This window comes from Paenibacillus sp. 01T431, assembly GCF_056398625.1.
In genome coordinates this window covers 245562-263457 of sequence record NZ_JBFTPT010000005.1, presented here as the reverse complement: position 1 = coordinate 263457, position 17896 = coordinate 245562, and the positions used below count along the sequence as shown (strand labels likewise).

At 46.2% G+C, this 17896-nt stretch carries 13 protein-coding genes and 1 pseudogene; 2 read left to right on the top strand and 12 right to left on the bottom strand.

What is annotated here, in order from left to right; all coding sequences use genetic code 11:
• Window positions 1-16: 16 nt before the first annotated feature.
• From AC1DM9_RS11225 to AC1DM9_RS11185, 9 genes are all read right to left on the bottom strand, one after another.
• Window positions 17-700: an N-acetylmannosamine-6-phosphate 2-epimerase gene (locus tag AC1DM9_RS11225; protein ID WP_477579993.1), complete on the bottom strand. Its 684-nt coding sequence runs from the start codon at window positions 698-700 to the stop codon at window positions 17-19.
• A 97-nt stretch (window positions 701-797) separates the two neighbouring features.
• Window positions 798-1793 (bottom strand): carbohydrate ABC transporter permease, encoded by a 996-nt coding sequence (locus AC1DM9_RS11220; RefSeq protein WP_083682375.1) that lies wholly within the window; start codon window positions 1791-1793, stop codon window positions 798-800.
• Window positions 1794-1808: 15 nt separating this feature from the next.
• Window positions 1809-2711 carry a carbohydrate ABC transporter permease gene (locus AC1DM9_RS11215; protein ID WP_076270024.1) on the bottom strand — a complete coding sequence of 301 codons (903 nt, stop codon included), beginning with the start codon at window positions 2709-2711 and terminating at the stop codon, window positions 1809-1811.
• Window positions 2712-2713: 2 nt separating this feature from the next.
• Entirely contained in the window at window positions 2714-5269 is a 2556-nt protein-coding gene (locus tag AC1DM9_RS11210; RefSeq protein WP_477512898.1) for a DUF5696 domain-containing protein, read from the bottom strand.
• Between the two features lie 4 nt (window positions 5270-5273).
• Window positions 5274-7337 carry a YIP1 family protein gene (locus AC1DM9_RS11205; protein WP_477512899.1) on the bottom strand — a complete coding sequence of 688 codons (2064 nt, stop codon included), beginning with the start codon at window positions 7335-7337 and terminating at the stop codon, window positions 5274-5276.
• Window positions 7338-7357: 20 nt separating this feature from the next.
• Entirely contained in the window at window positions 7358-8230 is an 873-nt protein-coding gene (locus AC1DM9_RS11200) for a carbohydrate ABC transporter permease (protein WP_076270027.1), read from the bottom strand.
• Between the two features lie 2 nt (window positions 8231-8232).
• Window positions 8233-9186, bottom strand: a complete 954-nt coding sequence (locus tag AC1DM9_RS11195; RefSeq protein ID WP_144376841.1) for a carbohydrate ABC transporter permease — start codon at window positions 9184-9186, stop codon at window positions 8233-8235.
• A 15-nt stretch (window positions 9187-9201) separates the two neighbouring features.
• Window positions 9202-12096, bottom strand: a complete 2895-nt coding sequence (locus tag AC1DM9_RS11190) for an extracellular solute-binding protein (protein WP_477579989.1) — start codon at window positions 12094-12096, stop codon at window positions 9202-9204.
• A gap of 101 nt (window positions 12097-12197) precedes the next feature.
• Complete coding sequence (locus tag AC1DM9_RS11185) at window positions 12198-13589, bottom strand: ABC transporter substrate-binding protein (protein WP_477579987.1); 1392 nt, start codon at window positions 13587-13589, stop codon at window positions 12198-12200.
• A 552-nt stretch (window positions 13590-14141) separates the two neighbouring features.
• Between AC1DM9_RS11185 and tlp the strand changes: the two genes are divergently transcribed.
• Both tlp and AC1DM9_RS11175 read left to right on the top strand, forming a co-directional pair.
• Window positions 14142-14357, top strand: coding sequence for a small acid-soluble spore protein Tlp (gene tlp, locus AC1DM9_RS11180; protein ID WP_076270030.1), 216 nt, complete (start codon window positions 14142-14144; stop codon window positions 14355-14357).
• A 505-nt stretch (window positions 14358-14862) separates the two neighbouring features.
• Window positions 14863-15060, top strand: a pseudogene (locus tag AC1DM9_RS11175) (transposase); the annotation flags it as partial.
• Between the two features lie 112 nt (window positions 15061-15172).
• Here the strand turns inward: AC1DM9_RS11175 and AC1DM9_RS11170 are convergent.
• The 3 genes from AC1DM9_RS11170 to AC1DM9_RS11160 form a co-directional block, all read right to left on the bottom strand.
• Window positions 15173-16039 carry a MurR/RpiR family transcriptional regulator gene (locus tag AC1DM9_RS11170; RefSeq protein WP_477550822.1) on the bottom strand — a complete coding sequence of 289 codons (867 nt, stop codon included), beginning with the start codon at window positions 16037-16039 and terminating at the stop codon, window positions 15173-15175.
• A 101-nt stretch (window positions 16040-16140) separates the two neighbouring features.
• Entirely contained in the window at window positions 16141-16881 is a 741-nt protein-coding gene (locus AC1DM9_RS11165; protein WP_477511186.1) for a glycerophosphodiester phosphodiesterase, read from the bottom strand.
• Window positions 16862-17896, bottom strand: a complete 1035-nt coding sequence (locus tag AC1DM9_RS11160) for a phosphotransferase (protein WP_477579985.1) — start codon at window positions 17894-17896, stop codon at window positions 16862-16864. Before AC1DM9_RS11160 ends, AC1DM9_RS11165 begins: the two co-directional genes overlap by 20 nt.

Here is a 17896-nt window from a genome sequence, read left to right as displayed (position 1 = left end):
CGCTGCCTCCTACTCATTACTTGATGCTCATTACAAAACGTCTCACAACCTCTTGCGGCCTTGTAATAGCAGTTCCGATTACGACAGCGTGCGCGCCAGCGTCAAAGCAGCGCAAGCAATCCTCGATCGACCATATTCTTCCTTCCGCAAAAACGGGTGTCTGACCAAGCGCAGCTAATTTCCCGATTAAATCAAAATCAGGGGTTTGCTGCTTCGGACTTTGTGGCGTATAACCAGACATCGTCGTAGAGACGACATCTACGCCAAGCTTCATAGCGGAAACGCCTTCCTCAAAAGTTGAAATATCCGCCATGATCAGCGTATTAGGGAAATTTTTGCGAATAGCAGCAATAACATGATCCAACTTCTCGTTTCTTGGCCTCGGCATGGAAGTGCAGTCTATAGCCACGATATCAGCACCCGCTCGAATCACTTCTCCTGCCTCTAGCAAGGTTGGAGTAATGTAGACATCACTATCGGGATAATGTTTTTTATATAGTCCGATAACCGGAATCTTGCATTTGCGTTTGATAGCGGCAATATCCTGCGGCGTATTGGCACGAATAGCTGATGCCCCTCCGGATTCCGCTGCCGCTGCCATCGCAGCCATAATATCGGAGCCGTACAATGGCTCATGCTCAAGCGCCTGACAGGATACGATAAATCCTTTTTTAAGTCCGGCAATTAATGGTGGGATCATAGGGTCACCTGCTTATCCAAGAGCCCCTCGCTATCTACTCCTATGGCATCGTTCATTGCAGAACCTCCAATCGTAAGTACGGTTGCCCGAATAATCGCTAGCCTACCAATCCTGTGCGCTCTACGCTCTCTACAAAGTATCTTTGTGCGAATAAATAAAGAATGAAGATCGGCAAAATGCCGAGCAGTGTTCCAGTGTTCAAATATAAAGATGTATGAGAAATACCTCCAACATATTCGGGTCGAACAGCACCAGGCAGCAAATCGAGCATTCTTGCTAGAAGGGTATAATTTGGCGCAAAGAGATTTACAAAGTAGCTGTCATTCCATTGCCAGATGAACGAGAACAGCATGACTGTAGCTATCGCAGGTACAGCATTAGGCAGCATGACTCTTGCAAAGGTACCCGGAATGCCCGCTCCGTCCACATACGCGGCCTCCTCCAAATCCTTCGGCAGTGAGCGGAAAAATTGACGAAAAATATAAATATACAGACCGTTTTTCAAGCCCATCGCAAGCCCCGAAGAAATAAAGAAAGGCCAGAAGCTCTCCAGCAGATTCACGCCATCTTTTCCCGTGAACAGATGATAGAGCCCAAACACATCAAAAAAGCGATAATGCAAATACGTAGGAACCATAATCGTTTGCGGCGGCACTACGATGGTGAAGATGACAACTCCGAACAAAATGGCGCTGCCCCGGAACTTGAGCCTTGCAAAGCCATAACCAGCCAGTGCGCAGGAAGCGAGTTGAAGCAGCGACGTCCCAAGGCTAAGCAGCAGCGTGTTAGTGACGGATTCCGAATATTTTAAATAACCCATGACGATTTTGATATTATCCAGTGTAAAATGCCGCGGCAGCCATACGACGGTTGCATCGAACATATCCTGCTTGTCGCGCAACGCGATGGACAGCTTCGTAATGATCGGATACAAAATGATAAAACAAATCCCGACGATGAGTACGGAACGAATGAATATCCAAAGCCAATGCTTCGCTTTTTCAACTGGGCTATGGCGATCGTACCAGCTCGTTGCGGCCCGCACTAAGGCAGAGTCCGAGATGCGGCTTTTCACCTTCGTCTCAGCTTCCATATCCCTTCCTCCTTGTTAGTCATAATAGAATACACGCTTCGAAATCAGATACGTCGATACGACTAGAATGATCGAGATGACTAGAAAGTAAATCCAAGACATCGCCGAACTGACGCCAAAGTCCAATCGACCAAAAGCTGCGTCCTGAATCATTTGCGTCATTTTATTGTCATAGAAGGAATCGATGATGGTATACACCACATTCGTCAGAATGAGCGGCGAGATCATTGGAAAAGTTATTTTCCAAAAGGCTTCATAACCTGTGGCCCCTTCCATCTTCGCCGCTTCATAAAGAGAAGGCGAGATCGACTGCAGCCCTGCTAAAAAAATGAGTATCTGGACGCCAGACGAGCTGATGATCTGGTAGATTCGATCCACCGCACTCGTCAAATACTCCACAATGTCCCGGCTAAGACCGGCTTGGAATAACAGCGGCCTAAGCTCAATGCTTCGCAGTCCAGAATAGTTGCCCTCCATGTCGGTTGAAGCGGAGCCGATCATTTGAGCTAGAAAATTGCCGTTATCAAGCTTAGCTATAACCCCTGAGGCTAACACGACTGGCAGGAATATGATCGCTCTCGCAAGCATTCTCCCTCTGAATTTCTGCACCAATAATGTGGCTGTAAATAAGCTGAAAAAAATAATGAGCGGTACGTTTAATGCCATCACCGTAACGGCTTCCGTTAAGGAACGAACGTACCACGCATCAACGAAAAAGATGTTGCGATAATTTTCAAGGCCGACGTATTGAAGCGAGTAGCCTTCCGAATTAAGCGTCAGCTTATGGAAGCTGAATTGAAGCGACTGGACGAATGGAATAACCATCAGCAGTACGAATCCAAGCAGCCAAGGGGTTACGAACAACACGCCGTAAATTTCCTTTTTGCGCTCCAAGCTCAGTGTTCGTCTCTTCGACATCCTTATCCCCCCTTAACGATGTAATCATGGGCTTCAATGGTCACACCATCCGTATGCACAACTGCATCGCTGTAATTTACGTATACCGTCAAGCCACTCTCATATACGGTTTTGTAAGTGCGTTCCGCCAGCTTTTCGTGCTTGATCATGCTCTGACTGCGGACCTGCCTGAGCACTGCATTCACTTCGCCATAAGCGTCGACAGCCTCATCAAACCATTGCCCATAATCATTCGAATAAAGATAACTGAATCGAGTGTCCTTAAGGACGGACGGCTCCGCATAGAACCAGCTAAAGTAGACATTTGAACCCGTTTCAAGCGAGCGCAGTACACTTTCCCGAATGTCTTGCTCATCAGCCATGTTGTATGCTTTTCCCGCATATTCGATATAACCATGCAGCACCATTTGGTTAAACGGTATCGACTCACCGGCTAGCTGATATTCATTGCTTTTTTGCGGCAGGTTTAGAATATGCGATACATACGGAAGCACATAAGCATTGCCGCCATTGACCATTATGCTTGGAGACATCTCCGAAATGGCTTCGAGCTGATCTGTAACGATTCGTTTTGCGTCCTCTCTTGTCACCTCTGCATTTCTTCGGAAATCCGAATAAAGCTCAGAGCCCAGATCCCTCAAGGAAATAGCTCCAGGATTCAGCTTCTTGAAATCAGACAGAAAACCGCTGACCGTTGAACTTAGCTTTCTTGGAGTCAACAAATAGTGTGACAACAGCTCGTTATGCCGAAAATATGCTGCGCGATCGAATTCATAAATTTTCGCATAGCGCCGAGAAATGTACTGGGCAGAGTCTTTGCTCGGGCTAAATTTCCCGGAATTCTGATAGATAAGCTGGAAGGCTGCATCCGGATAAAACCCGCCTCCGGTCTTCTGCAGCTTTTCCGCTAATCGCTTCCAATCGCCTTTGCTCCCTATCACATTATCCATGTCGATATTCGAAGCTATCGTATGATTTAAGCCTTCATTAAACCAGCCCTTGTAACTCAGCCGAATATTTTGTATTTGCTTGCCATGAAGCTGATCAACGAGCTGCTCAGCTTCCTTCAAATTCGTTAAAGGCACAAGAGCCTCATAAGGAAAACCTAACATGTTTTTCTTTTTTGGGATGCTGCCAACAAGCTCCATATAAAATGGCGCATCTCCTTCTGCTTTCAGCTTTGTTAGCCCATCCGCCTTCTCCAGATAAGTGCGATAGCTTGCTGCCATGCCCGAGTAATCAGCCTCATCGTCACTTAATAAGGAATAACGAATTTTCAAATTCCCCTTGTACGTCTCCTTTGGCGTTTTGTGCATGATCTCATTATTGCTTAAACGCACCTCGTCCTTCGGCAAAATAATGAACTGGGCAGCAATCGTATTAAACTCATGCAATCGCCCGCTTATATCCGCGGAAAGCTTGGCGAGCGCTTCCCCCTGCTCAATAATGGCAAGAAAAGCAGCATCGTTCTTTTTCATTCCGAATACCGGCAACCGGTTTGGCTCAAGCGTATTAAACTTTTCATTTACATAGATCGAGCTATCTTCACCGTATATCGGGATCAGGATAGGCTGCGCTTGGATATTTCCAGTGTTGAACCTAATAAGCGTTCCTGACCCGTCAGGAAGAAAGAGGTAGCCGTCATCCTTCTGGCCCGAAGCTCCGAAATTTTCTAGAAGACTGATCGAATGAATCCGATAAGGCGGAGTATCTTCAGTGATGGTCGACGTATCCACTGAAGCGATTAGATCTCTGCCATCCAATGTGTATTCAATCGCTGCTGAAAATTTCGGTTTAACCGATTCTTCAGCTGCTCCACCGCCGTCTCCCTCACCATTATCGATAGCAAAATCCTCTTCCGTATATTCCGCCTTCTCAAAGATTGCCAATAGCTTTTTCACGACAGCTTTTGGTATTTCTCGGCGTTCGTAAATACCCTGCTCCTCATTTAGCTTGTATCTAACCTTCAGCTGTTCTTGATCCGCTGGATCTTCCAATCGCTTCAGCAATCTTTCTTCGAACCGCTCCTTGCTTATCTTCTGCGGTATGGACTCGAGCCCTTTCTGTGGATCACCGAACTGATAGGTGACCGTCACCCCATTATCCGCTTGCTTAATTTCAAACTGATTAAATTTCACGCTGTTGTTATAGCTGTCATAATCCTTGTTCTGACCGCTCTTCGTGAGGTAAACGAAAGAGATTTGGGAGGATAATTTCCCCTTTAAATAAGGTGAAGCAAGGTTATCCTCCGAGCTGTCTGGATTCGAGCGCCATATGTTCCCGCTTTTTTTATCCACGACCGCAATTTCAGCAGTAGCTTTGCTAATATACAGCCGAAGCGCATCGTTCTCCAGCACCGGATCAAGACCTTCTATTCGAGGCTCCACTTGAGCTGATGCGTCCAGTGCACGGAGCGAAGCATCCGTTGCCGCGGCAACTTTACTAGGCGTCCCGGATGTAAGGGTACTGTTAACCGTTCCCGATGTGCAAGCCGGCAGCGACAGCATCGCAAGCAGCAGGGACAATGCCACCCATTTCCGTGTATTATGCTTTGACATGGCATTATCCCTCCCCTAGTCTAAACATCGCTTCTTTGTATACCGTAGCCGCGAAGGAAAGCATTTGCTGCGCTAAGCTGAAGAAAAGCAAGCCTAAGAAGATGATGATGCCCATCACAAGCATCGTTAGCAGCATCGTAATGACCGTTTTCCCCACCGTATACTGATGAACGGTAAGCATCCCGATAAATAACAATCCAAAAAACCACAAGAAGCCGATTGACTCCAGCAATCGATAGAACGAACCTTCCTGAATCGTAATGACATTGGATAATAAAATAAGCGGAATTTGCATCAGCACAACTGGAATAAGCGCATAGGCGGTAGCCATTACAATTTCTTTGAATTTCCCCTCGCCATCCATCAGCGTCGTCATCGACCAATTGGCGATGCACCATAGAAAAAACGGGAGCACGATAAATTTAATCTCATCAAGCACGTTTACATTCTCTGCATTGACCGTTGGATTAAAGATAAAGCCGGTAAACTGCCTTTTGAGTACGTAGAGAAGAGAGAGAATAAGCAGCAGCAGCAAAGCAAACCAGATCTTCCCTTTTCGCTCAAACTTCAGTTCCCAGAATCCATTAAACGGATGGAAGATCGTATACCAGCCCATTCCCACTACGCTAGGCTCAGCTGTTCTGCGCTTGATAAGCACTCTCGCAGCGATGAGCAGAACGACTGCTGTTATGGCTACTGCCGCAATTTTCCCGAAATGCTCCCACATGAAATCCTTGCGGTAACGTTCAAAAGCCCGTGAATAATACTGCGTGTGCATGCCCAGCTCAAAATGCTTCATCGCTTCGTAATTATGTCCCTGTCTGAGCTCCGCTTTCCCGATCCCCAAATAAGCGATTTCGAGATTGTTGTTTAATCGCAAAGCCTCGCGCCATTTCTCGACCGACTTTTCTTCCTCGCCAATATCATTATTAATAACGGCTTCCCGAATCACCTTTCCATAGCGCGTTGGCTCAAACATGACCAGCTGATTCAAGCCTTTATCCAGCACAATCATCTTATCGCCTAACATGTCAATGTCGGCTGGCGTCTTAAACGTCCCAACCTGCTCACCAAGCAGTCCGTAAATATACATCAGCTTGCCTTCTCTGTCGTACGTAAAGATTCTCCCGCGCGTGCTGTCCAAAATGCTGTAAATCCCATTTCGATCAAGCGCGACGCTTTGAATAGCTGATGTTCCGGGCCGTGTGCCTCCTGTGCGGAATCGAATATCACCTTTTGGGGGCTGGTAGCCCGTTCTCTTCAGCACATCCGTTCCAGATGGATTCAGACGCTTAACTGGTGTATCCGAGAATGCCTCGCTTGTCGTAGCATAAACAAAGCCCTCACTATCAATATCGACGTTGTTGAATTCGACAGGGATAAAGAGCACCATTTTGGAACGCTGCTCCTTCGTCATGACGCGCTTCCAGAACAAATCCGCGGCACTGTAGCGCACTTTATTGACGCCCATAAACCCTGAGAACTTGCCGCCGGAATCAAACTGCATAATGCCATTGAACACGCCTTTTCCGACTACATATAAACGACCCGCTGAATCTCCGACCAGCTTGATCGGCTCATAGACAAAGTTTCCGCCCAGCACATCGCTCTCCGGAGCGCCAATGACGCGTACCAGCTCGCCTTCCTTCGTTAGTTCAACAATGCGTTTGTTTCCTGTATCGGCAATGAACAAATGTCCATTTGAATGTACGAAGATCCCTTGCGGAGCTGAGAAGCTATCCGCTTTATTGCCATTCACAAAAGCATCAATCGTCTGAATTACGCTTGCTTGCTCATCAAGCACTACGATGCGGTTATTCCCTGTATCCGCGACATAGATCTGATTGTCAGCGGTGATGAACAAGTCCTCTGGCGATTTGAATGGTCCGGAGCTTAACTGCTCCCCGCCGATTTGCTTCACTGGCAAGTACGGCACAGGCGCTGGCTCAGGATCTCCCCACCACGAATAATTGTAGCCATCATATGGCGCAGCATAGACTGGAACGCAAATGCCAACCAGGATCAGCATTAGTGGGAAGAGCAGCAGAAATTTACATAATCGATTCAACGTAAGCCTCCCCTTTCCCATCATTCTTTCATGCCGGAGGTTGACATCGTTTGAATAACGCTGCTCTGCGATAGCACAAAGATGAGAATCGGAACGGTGAGCAGCAGCAATGTTGCTGCCATCGAAGGACCCGTTCGTGCGATGCCTCCCGCCAGAATCTGACTTAACGCGTAATCAATGGTTTTGAGCTGCTCACTGTAAATGTACATCGAGCCTGCTGCTCCGCCTGCCCCCCATAAACCTTGGAAAGAGAAAATAACTAGCGTAAGCCATGCAGGTTTGACAACAGGCATAACGACACTCCAGAAAATGCGAACTTCACTGCAACCATCAATCTGTGCAGCTTCGAGCAGCGCATCCGGTATTTGCTCCATAAACTGTTTCATAAGATACAGCCCAAGCGAGGAGCCAATTGCCGGAATAATAACCGCCCAGTGGGTATCCAGAAAACCGAGCCATGACATCGTCATGTAATTCGTAATCTGAGTAACCGTAGCTGAGAACATTAGCGATAGCACTACAATGGTGAAAAGGAATCCCTTTCCTGGAAATTTCCGCTTCGCCAGTGGATAAGCTGCAAGGGAAGCAATGAGCACGTGACCGACCGTACCAACAATCGCAATAAAAAAAGTGTTATAAATGTAACGAGTAAAAGGCACCCATGAGCCGGAAAGCAGATGATATAAGTCCGTAAAGTTAGTGAATGTTGGATTTTTGACCAAAAAATCAGGCGGAAACTTCAAAATTTCGTTAATCGGCTTGAATGCATTGCTGATCACAAATACGAGCGGCATTGCCATAAAATATCCTACTGCTGCAAGCAGCAAGAACAGAAAGACATCGCCCATCCATGAGCGGCTTATTCTTTTTTTTCTTAGACGAATTGTGATCATCGCTACTCACCGACCTTCGCCAGCAGCCTACGCACAATGAGATTCGAGCCGAGCATCATTGCGAACAGCACGGTCGCAATAGCAGAGGCGTATCCCATCTCAAAGCGAATGGAGCCGTAATCCATTAAATGCGTAACGATCGTATGGCCCGCATACTTCACGCTTGGGAACCCAGCGAGCGCAGTCGCTACCTCCGCAACGCCGAAGGAAGCTGTAATTTGGATGACCGCACCAAACATCAGCATCGGCCTCATTGATGGCAGCGTAATGAACCAAAGCTCCTGCCAGCGGTTGCGTATGCCATCGATCGCACCAGCCTCGAATAACGTTTTATCAAGTCCTTGCAGACCTGCGATAAAGGCAAGAAAACTCGTTCCAAGGCTGAGCCAAAGCTGTACGATAATGATGATCGGAAGAATATATTTAGGTGTCTTGAGCCAAAGGATGGGCTCCAATATCAAATGCCACTTGAGCAGGAAGGCATTGATATATCCATAGGAATCGCTGCTGAACAAGAGCGTCCACACGATAAAGGCGCTCCCTGACAAGGCAGGCGCATAAAAAACCAGCGTCGCAAATGCTCTAATCTTCGGCGGAAACTCATTAATAATCCACGCGAGCACAAAACAGGCGATATAACTGACAGGTCCTGTGATTGCGGCGAAGATCAGCGTGTTTTTTAAAGCGATTAGAAACACATCATCCCTAACGAACAATTGAGCGTAATTGCGCCAGCCTACCCACTTCGGAAACTCCAGCATATTAAAGTTAGTGAAGCTGACCAGCAGCGATAAGCAGACGGGAAGGACGGTAAAGGTGAAGAAGATTAGAAAGAACGGTGCAATCATGGCATATAAAACCTTGTTCTTCGAAACTTCCTTCCACTTCAGATTCAACCGCGGCCGCAGCGTTTTGCTGTCCAATTTTAACTTGCTTTTTTTAACAAGCTGAATCATATGGACCCCTCCCTTCTACTTTGTCGGCAAATCAAATTCTTCGCGCTTGATCGTAATTTCCTGATTGATCGTTCGGACATAGTTTTCCAGCGTTTCCCGCGGTTCGCTGCCGTCGGTGTACACCTCGTAAAAGGCATTATAGATGTGCCGATCGAGTGAATAGCCGCCTGGGACAGCAGGTCTGCCGACGACCCAGTTCAGCTCGTCAACCAGCTGATTCATTTCCTTTGCTGACCATGGAAGACGCTGCAAAGCTTCTAAATTCGCAGCTGCATATCGCGCCGATTCCCCTAATATCGCTTCCATCTCACGCCCAAACGTGACCTGTGCCTCCGTGTCCGTCCACCATTTCATAAACGCCCAGCCTGCCTCTTTATTTTTGGCGTCTTTAAACATCACTGTGCCTGTAGCTGAACTAAGTGTGTCGTGGCGAACCGTCCCCGCCTCGCTCTTCGTGCCCGGTACCGCGACAAAACTCCACTGGCCTCTAATTTCCGGGGCAAAAATCGTCAAGAAATTGAACGTGGTGTAATCCGCAATACCAATTGGCATCTCACCTGTGCGGAAACGGTTAATGAAATCAAATTCAATTGGCAGCTTATAGTTGGTATACAGCTCCGTCCACTTTTGGAACGATTCTATGCCAATGGCTGAATCAAGATCCGTTGCAATCCCGTCTTTTTGGTAATATTGGCCGCCATTTTGATAGAGCATCGATTCAAACACGATATTTTGCGGCAGCGCCAAATCCATGTTGTGCTTCTGGAGCTCGGGAATGATACGGTACATATCTTCCCATGTTTGCGGCACGTCCAAATGCAGCTCTTCCAAAATATCTTTACGATAGAATAGCATTGGGAACGATTGTGTTTCTGGTAGAGCAAACACGCCGTTCTGATACTTAAAGCTTGCGAAAGCGCTATCCATAAACCGGTCCTTAACCTGTTCAAATTCCGGGAAGCTGGATAAATCCTGAAGTGCGTTCCGCATCGCAAAGTTGATTACATCGCCTTGGGTCAGCGCGATATCCGGGCCTTTCCCCGCTAGCGTTGCCGGCAGAACGACTGCTGGATTCACGAGCTGTAAATTAACTGAAATGCCGGTTTGCGGCGTAAAGGTGTTGTCAATCATAGACCGAAGCAGCTGAGCCTGATCTCTTCCTGCTGCAATCCACACGGTTACTTCCTTGTCTCCTTGCTTGACATTGCTGATGTGGCTGTAATCTTCGGAAAACGATCTGGCAAAGGACATCACTTCATGTACAGACTTCCCGATGATTCCAGTACTGACCTTCGGCACAGGTACGTCCTGCGATTTGAAAAATAAATAATCGATTTCAAGCGGCTGTTGATTTACGGTAAGCAGCCAAGTTCCGAGGGCGGTCACATTATCCTTGAAGCCTTTGAGCCGTGAGGTCAAAGTCTCAGTACGGCTTCCAATATCCTTCAATTGATAGGAGGTTGTTCTTAAGATCGTCGTGCTGGCGCTCGTGCCGCCAACCATCTCATCCATCCGATCTGCTGCGGCAGTAAGAAACTCGCTCTGCTCCTTAAACACCTTTTGCAGCTCAGGAATTTTTTTCTCCAGCTCGTAATCTCGAAGGGGGTCTGGCGAAGCCGAAGTGATCATGATGATTTTGAGATACAATGCGTTGAGCTGCTGGATGCTGGAACGCACCATTCGAATAATTTCAGCGAGGTCGCCCATCGTCAGCTCCAGCTTGATTTCATGCTTCCCCTTGGTCAAATAAAATAAGTACGGCTTGCCATCCTCGCCAGGCATTCCAATCTGCCATGCGCCGTCATAACGGAAAGGGATAGCTTCCGCCTCCTTGAACGGAATTTTCCCGTCGATGGAAAGCTCTCTAACCACGTTGACGCCTCTGACCGTATTTTGCTTGTATCTTAGGCCAAATTCATAGAGCCCGTCTTCTGGAATATCAAGGTTCCACGAAATCCACTGTCCGGGAATTTTCCAGTTGACGCCTCCGATTGTATTCATTCTAATTTTTGATACATGATAGGGTTCCGTGCCAGGACTGGAGCGATCATTCAGCGGATACAATGAGGGATTCGATTTGAACGCGGCGTCCTCGCCTTGAAGCTTAATAAACAAGCCGTTCGTCGCACTATAGCCTTGCTCTTGATACCCTTGTGCTACTTTCTCATAGGGAGGAATTTCTTCTTGCTGGTAAAGCTTCAAATAGTCTATAATCATCGGTTCTCTTAGAGAAACGAGTGAAATTCGATGTTGGCCTTTGGATAGATAAAAGGAGAACGGCTCACGATAATAACCTTCCGCATCACGCAATACTCTCTCCTGCCACTGCGGGCTTTCAACTTGTCTCGGCCGCAAATCATTTTGCTTGGCATCCTGCTCCAGCTCGGCCAGCTCATTGCGCCATACCCGTGAGAAAACAAGTCTGGATGCTTCTTCAAAAGGAACTTCACCGTCGATACGCAGCTCTCTCTCAATGGGTGAAGTGTTGCCTTCCACCGGAAAATAGCGCAAAGCCATATGATATAATCCGTCTTCTGGCACATCAACATTCCAATGAATGACACCTGAATCTTCCGTTTCAACGACTGGCGTCTCGGCACCGTCGTAAACTTCAAATTTTTCAGCATTCATACCCTCAATCGCAGCAAAGGATTCGGCTTCAATTGTTTGATTGATCGATGGATGCGGCTCATTTGCATACTCAGCTGCATACTCTTCATAGCGATTTCCTGCTGAAGGGAGGTTTGATAATTTCTTCTCCAATAAGGCTGATGCCGCATGAGTAGACTCAAGTATGTGATCGCTGCCTGAGGAGCGGCTCGCAGGATAAATGGAGACGATTGTCAGGCATAGGACCAGAGCCAGCAGTGCGCCAACCACTCTCTTTGTTTTCCTGGTTACCTTCAGCATGCGAACCCCTCATTCCTCTTTAAATGGTCGTCCATATAAAAGGATGGGAATCCCTTATGGGGATTCCCTGCGATGCTGTTTCATCAATCTAGTCTCATCCTTTATTGTGCTGCCTTTGTTGTTGTTTGTGTATTCAAATCCTTATCAATCGCATCCTGCGCAATTTGTTTATTTCGCTCAAGCACCGTCTCTGGCGACTCCCCGCGATTGGCAATCGAATAGGAAATATCGCTTAAAGCTCCGCCTAGCGGCAGAAAAATAGGCTGTGCATATTTGAGAGAATCGAGCATCACTTCAATATCGCTTTCATCAGCAAGCAGCTGCTTCTCCGCTTCCTCGCGGTTAATCGGCTCTACGCGATCCCACATTTGAATTTGTTCCCAAATATAAGCTTTCTCTTTTGCTCTCTTGACGATGGCAGGAATATAGAACTGCACGTAGTTTTCAATGCTGCCTTGCCATGTTGTTGCTTTTGGACCTTTGGGGAAATAAACAAAACCTTGCTCATCGGTCATTGTTGTTCTTGTTGCGCCTTCCCATACTTCACCAGTCACCATTGCGGCTTTACCGGAGTTGAATAACGTTTGCGACTCATTGTAATCCTCGAAATTCTCGTTTTTGTTAGGAGCGACGACTTTATGCACGTTAAATAGATCACTAAAAAATCGTAGTGCTTCTAGTAGGTTTGGATCGTCATAGTTGAAGACGTTTTTGCCGTCTTTGAGTGTAATAAAGGAGGAGTTGTTGGAGTGAATCAAGATGCGCGATAGATTTCCGACGATATTGGTGACGCCCCATTGGTCGATTACACCGTCGCCGTTCGTATCTTTTGTCGCTTTTTTGGCGATGTCTAGGAAAGCGTCCCATGTCCATTTGTCTTGAGCGATCAAATCATGCGGATCTGGAAGACCTTCGCGCTCAAATAATGTTTTATTGTAGTAGAGACCAGAGGCGTTGTTGATATTGGAGGTAAAGCCGTACATTTTGCCATTGACCGCACCGTGCTGCTTCAAGCCTGCAGGCCATTTGGGATCATCAAAATTGAAGAAATCATCCACCGGCATAAACAATCCTTGATTGATGGCCGGCACTGCAAAATAGTAATCCAAAGGTACGATATCGGCTGCCGACTCACCAGAGAGCGCGGCGTTTGTAACCATTTTTATGTTTTCGCCCCAAGGCACCTTCTCCCACACGATCTTCACATTATATTTCTTCTCGGCAGCCCGCCACTTCTCCAGTGTTGCTGCACCTTCCGGCGTATCCTCTGACGGTCCGTCGACCCAGTGAATAATTTTTAACGTCTCGCCGTTCATGTCGATAACCGGCTCTACAGGCGGAGCTTCTGTCGGTGTAGCCGTTTCGGCAGTCGTATCATTCGTAGGCTTGTTCGTAGCTTTCTCACTTCCGTTATTGCTGCCCTTGCTGCATGCCGATACAAAAACGAGCGTAACCGCCAATAAAACCATTGCAAATAATTTTATTTTCCGCATAGCTTTACCCCTCCAATGGATGAAATGCAAGAGCTCATGCTTACTCTACATTTGCTGCGATCAACTGCTGTTTGGTCATCCCTCCCTGTTATCAGTTCAAGTTCCAACCCCGCATCGATGCCTTCATGCCCCACTTACTTGGAAGGTTTCGGCTTACTTTTTATGTGATTGTCATGGTAGTCCACCAATAATGAGATGCTATAAATCCTTCCAGAAAGTGATGATCTTTCCTGTTTACAACATATCATCACTGGAGGAATTTTTCAATAATTTTATTTTTTCTGAAAGAAAATTCTTTTATTCGAAAATCTGCTTTAAAACCGTTTGGAAAAATCGTATTTTAAAAGGTTCGTCCTTTTCTGGCTGAATCCTTTTTTAAGCTATCATACAATGGATTTTTTCTCCACTATTAATTTATATATTAAAAAAATATGCCTTTATTCTATATTGTCAGAAAATTTAAACATTAGCTGCCAGCGCTCTCTATTGGCATAATTTCGGTGCTTGTCGGACATCTTAACTAGGACTATTGTACAGAGAGGAGGATTACAAATGGCTAAACCAGACAACAGAGAAGATAATGCCGCTCATTTGCAGCAGCATATTAACAACACAAAAGAAAATTTGCAAGAAGCTGAACAGTACTTAAATGAATTTGCTGATGAATTATCTTCGGATCAGCAGCAATCGATTGAAGCTAAAAACGAGCGCCGCAAAGAAAGCATCCAATCTTTCGCAGCGGAGAAGCAGGACGAAGCAGGGCAATAAGCGCTCTTTATCTTCATAGAGACCCATCAAAGAAAAGGGGGCTGACCCTAAAGCAATTTCCGAATCATTCAGCCCCCACTTTTCACGTAATATGCTGGCAAAAAAGAACCTTCAGATTCACTTTCATAGTGGTTTTGAAGGTTCTTTTGCACATCCTATGAGATTCTCTCTCTCAGGTTTACCCTTTTGGGATATCCCCTTTTCTAATTCGGCAACTCTGCACTTCTACATTGTCCTTCATTATTTTCTATATTGCATATTCGCAGGATAGCGGCTTCTTTCTCACACTTACGTGCAGCTATACTGTATTTCCTACAATATAAGCGTTCTTAAAGTACTAAAATGGCAGATCATATAGCAAGTTATTGCAAAAATACAACATAGATCTCCACCACAGCTAAACATGGGCGAAGTTCCTGCAATTTTGCAGGATAGCTGGACATAGATCGCGGAAATTGGAGTTGGAGACTTCTCAAAATAGCATTAAAACAAAGGAAAAGTGTAAGGATATGCGTTGTCGGTAAGACGAATGATTGAACCCGAAAGTATAATCGGGCAGATCAAGAATAACCGGGGATTTCGGCGTTTTCTGCTCTGCTGCTTGCCTAAGGTTAGTCTAGAGGTCAGGTGGCTTTCGCTTTTCCACGATCTGATGAAGCAAACAAATACAGACCAGAATAGAAAAATAGCCGTACAGGAATAGCTCTCCTGTACGGCTATTTTTCATGTGAGCAATTCCTTCAGAAGCTAAACGCTTTTGAGACAGCCCTATTTTTGATGGGCTTTGCGATATGATCGAAAGAGTGCCCTATCCATTAATACAGCTTGTCTACGACGGAGCGAGCCGTCTTCTCCAAAGCTTCTGTGGCATTATATTTCTTATGAGACAACAAATTGCACAAAATATCCAATAAATGTACCTGAGTAATTTTTGTTGACCAAGAACCGCCTTCGGTAGGCATCTCACGTGAGGGCACCAATAAAATGGTGTCGGCATGTGCTGTTATCGGAGAACGCATATGGCTTGTCAAACAAATGACCTCAGCTCCATTAGCTCTCGCTTGTCGCAGCGGATCTACCAGATCCCTCGTGCTCCCCGAGGTTGATATGCCAAACACCACTTCCCCTTTCTTCACAAGCGATGCAGACATGGCGATAATATGGGAATCCCTATGCGCCTCCACATTCATTCCAATTCGCATCAGCCTATAATGAAGATCAAGCGCTGTAATACCGGATGATCCTACTCCAAAAATATAAATTTTGTCCGCTGCGAGCATCCGATGGACTGCTTTCTCCAAATCCGCCGGATTGATTAGATCAAGCGTATTTTTCAGCATCATTTCGTTGCGAAGCGTAATCTTTCTTGCCTTCGTCAGCGTGCTGTCTTCTTCTTCTATTTCAACGGTCGAGTACGACGGACGGTTGACCAAATCCTGCGCAATAGAAAGCTTAAACTCTTGATAACCGCGGAAGCCTAACTTGCGGCAAAACCGAATAACGGACGTTTCGCCTACCCCCGCCTGCTCAGATAAATCGGTTACCGTCGCCATAACCGCTTCCTCGGGATTTGATTTCACATAGTCGGCTACTTTTTTTTCCGCTTTGGTCAAGGAAGTATATATACTCGAAATCAACAAAAGCGTATTGGATTGGTTAATTTTTTGACCTGCCATCTTCATCGTATCAGCTCGCTTCATAGTGTACTTATCTAAATAGTTAAATGATCTACTCATGGCTTACAATAAAGGTAATACCCTCAAAACATCCTGATCAATCCCTATCACTTCACATAATCAGGATAATCGGTAATAATGCCATCAACGTTAAGATCGAGCAATGGCGGCACTTCCGCTGCCGAACGAACCGTCCAAGGCGTCGTTTTTTTGCCTAATGCATGAATGGTATCTACGAAACTTTTTGTAACGAGATTCAAGCTCGGGTTCACATAATCCGCATACACGGCTGTTTCTTGAAGCTTCTCTGCCGTTACATCTTCAGACTGATAAACAAGCAAACCAACTAAAACCTGGGACATAATAGCACTAAATCGCTTCACAGAGCTCTGATCAAAAGATTGAACAATAATAGAAGCAGGATCTTCATCCAGCATGCCGTGAGCACGCAGCTCTTCGGCTAACTTCTGCTCTATCCCCGGATATAGCCAAGGCGCCTTAATCTCGATTAAGATACCGATTTTCCCTTTGCATAAGTCGAATACCTCTGATAGTGTTGGAATTCGTTCACCTTCAAATTTCGCATTAAACCAGCTTCCTGCGTCCAGTTCACTCAGCTGAGCCATCGTAAAGTCCAGCACCTTGCCTCTGCCATTACTCGTACGATCAACCTCTGTATCATGAATAACAACAAGCTGCCCATCCTTTGTAAGCTGAATATCCAGTTCCAAGAAATCAGCCTTCATCTCTATCGCAAGCTGAAAGGACGCCATCGTATTCTCGGGTGCATACCCGGCCGCACCTCGGTGGGCAATGACGATAATTTTTTTATTGATTGCTGGTTTCATTCTGATCCCTCTCCTCTATCCATTCCATCCACTCATCAATATTTGCTGACATTTCCTTTAAGGACGAGAAGGTCAACAGCACCTGCTCATTGCCAAGCTGCTGCTCCGGCTCACCGAAAATATCTTTGTGCAGTGAACGTCTCATATTGTACTCCATCCATTCGAGCATGCTGCCCATTCTGCCGTAGAAAGCTTCATTCACATGCGTTAGCTCTGTCCCACCGGCCTTTTGATATGAGCCTAGCATCGTCATAAAAATCTCTTTATTGACGTGACCCGTATCAATCCCGCTCCAGCTTAAGGCAGCATCAAATAGCTCCATTGTTGGATTTGTTGAACCAGCTGCTTCCCAGTCAATAATATGCGGATGAAGACCGTCCTTCCAAACGACGTTTTTCGGATTCAAATCGCGATGGCTGAAGCACTGGCTATCGTTCAACATCTGGCTGGCTTGCTGATACTGATGATTCCATTCTAACAAGTCATTGAATCCAGCATCAATCTGCTGCGCCCATGGCGTCGCTGTCCTAAGTCCATCATCTATCAATTCCCTCAAGTAGTCCTGCCCGAAGGAAGTCCAGAGTGGGCTATGCTGCTCCTCGAATTTTAAGTTGTGAATCTTATGAAGCAAAGCTCCAATTATACTTGCGTGTTCCCTGCGGCAATCAGCGGGAGTAATGACAGCTCCATCAATCCAATCAAATAGCATAACATCCACACCAGAAACCTGAGTAATGATGTCATTATTAACTGTCTTTGCTAAGACGGCAGGTATACCTGCACTTGCTGCGGCTGCTGCAATACGCTCCGAGAGCAAATAGTTGGACAAGACACCTGCTCTTGACATAATTTCAGGGTTTAATATTTTCAAGGCGAATTGGCCTTCTGTTGTGCTGAGCTTCCACATGTGATGAAGCAAACCGCCAGTGACTGGACTTGGCTGAATGAGAGGCACTCCAATATCATAATGAATACAAAGACTCGTAACCCATTGCATACTGATATCTTGAGGCAA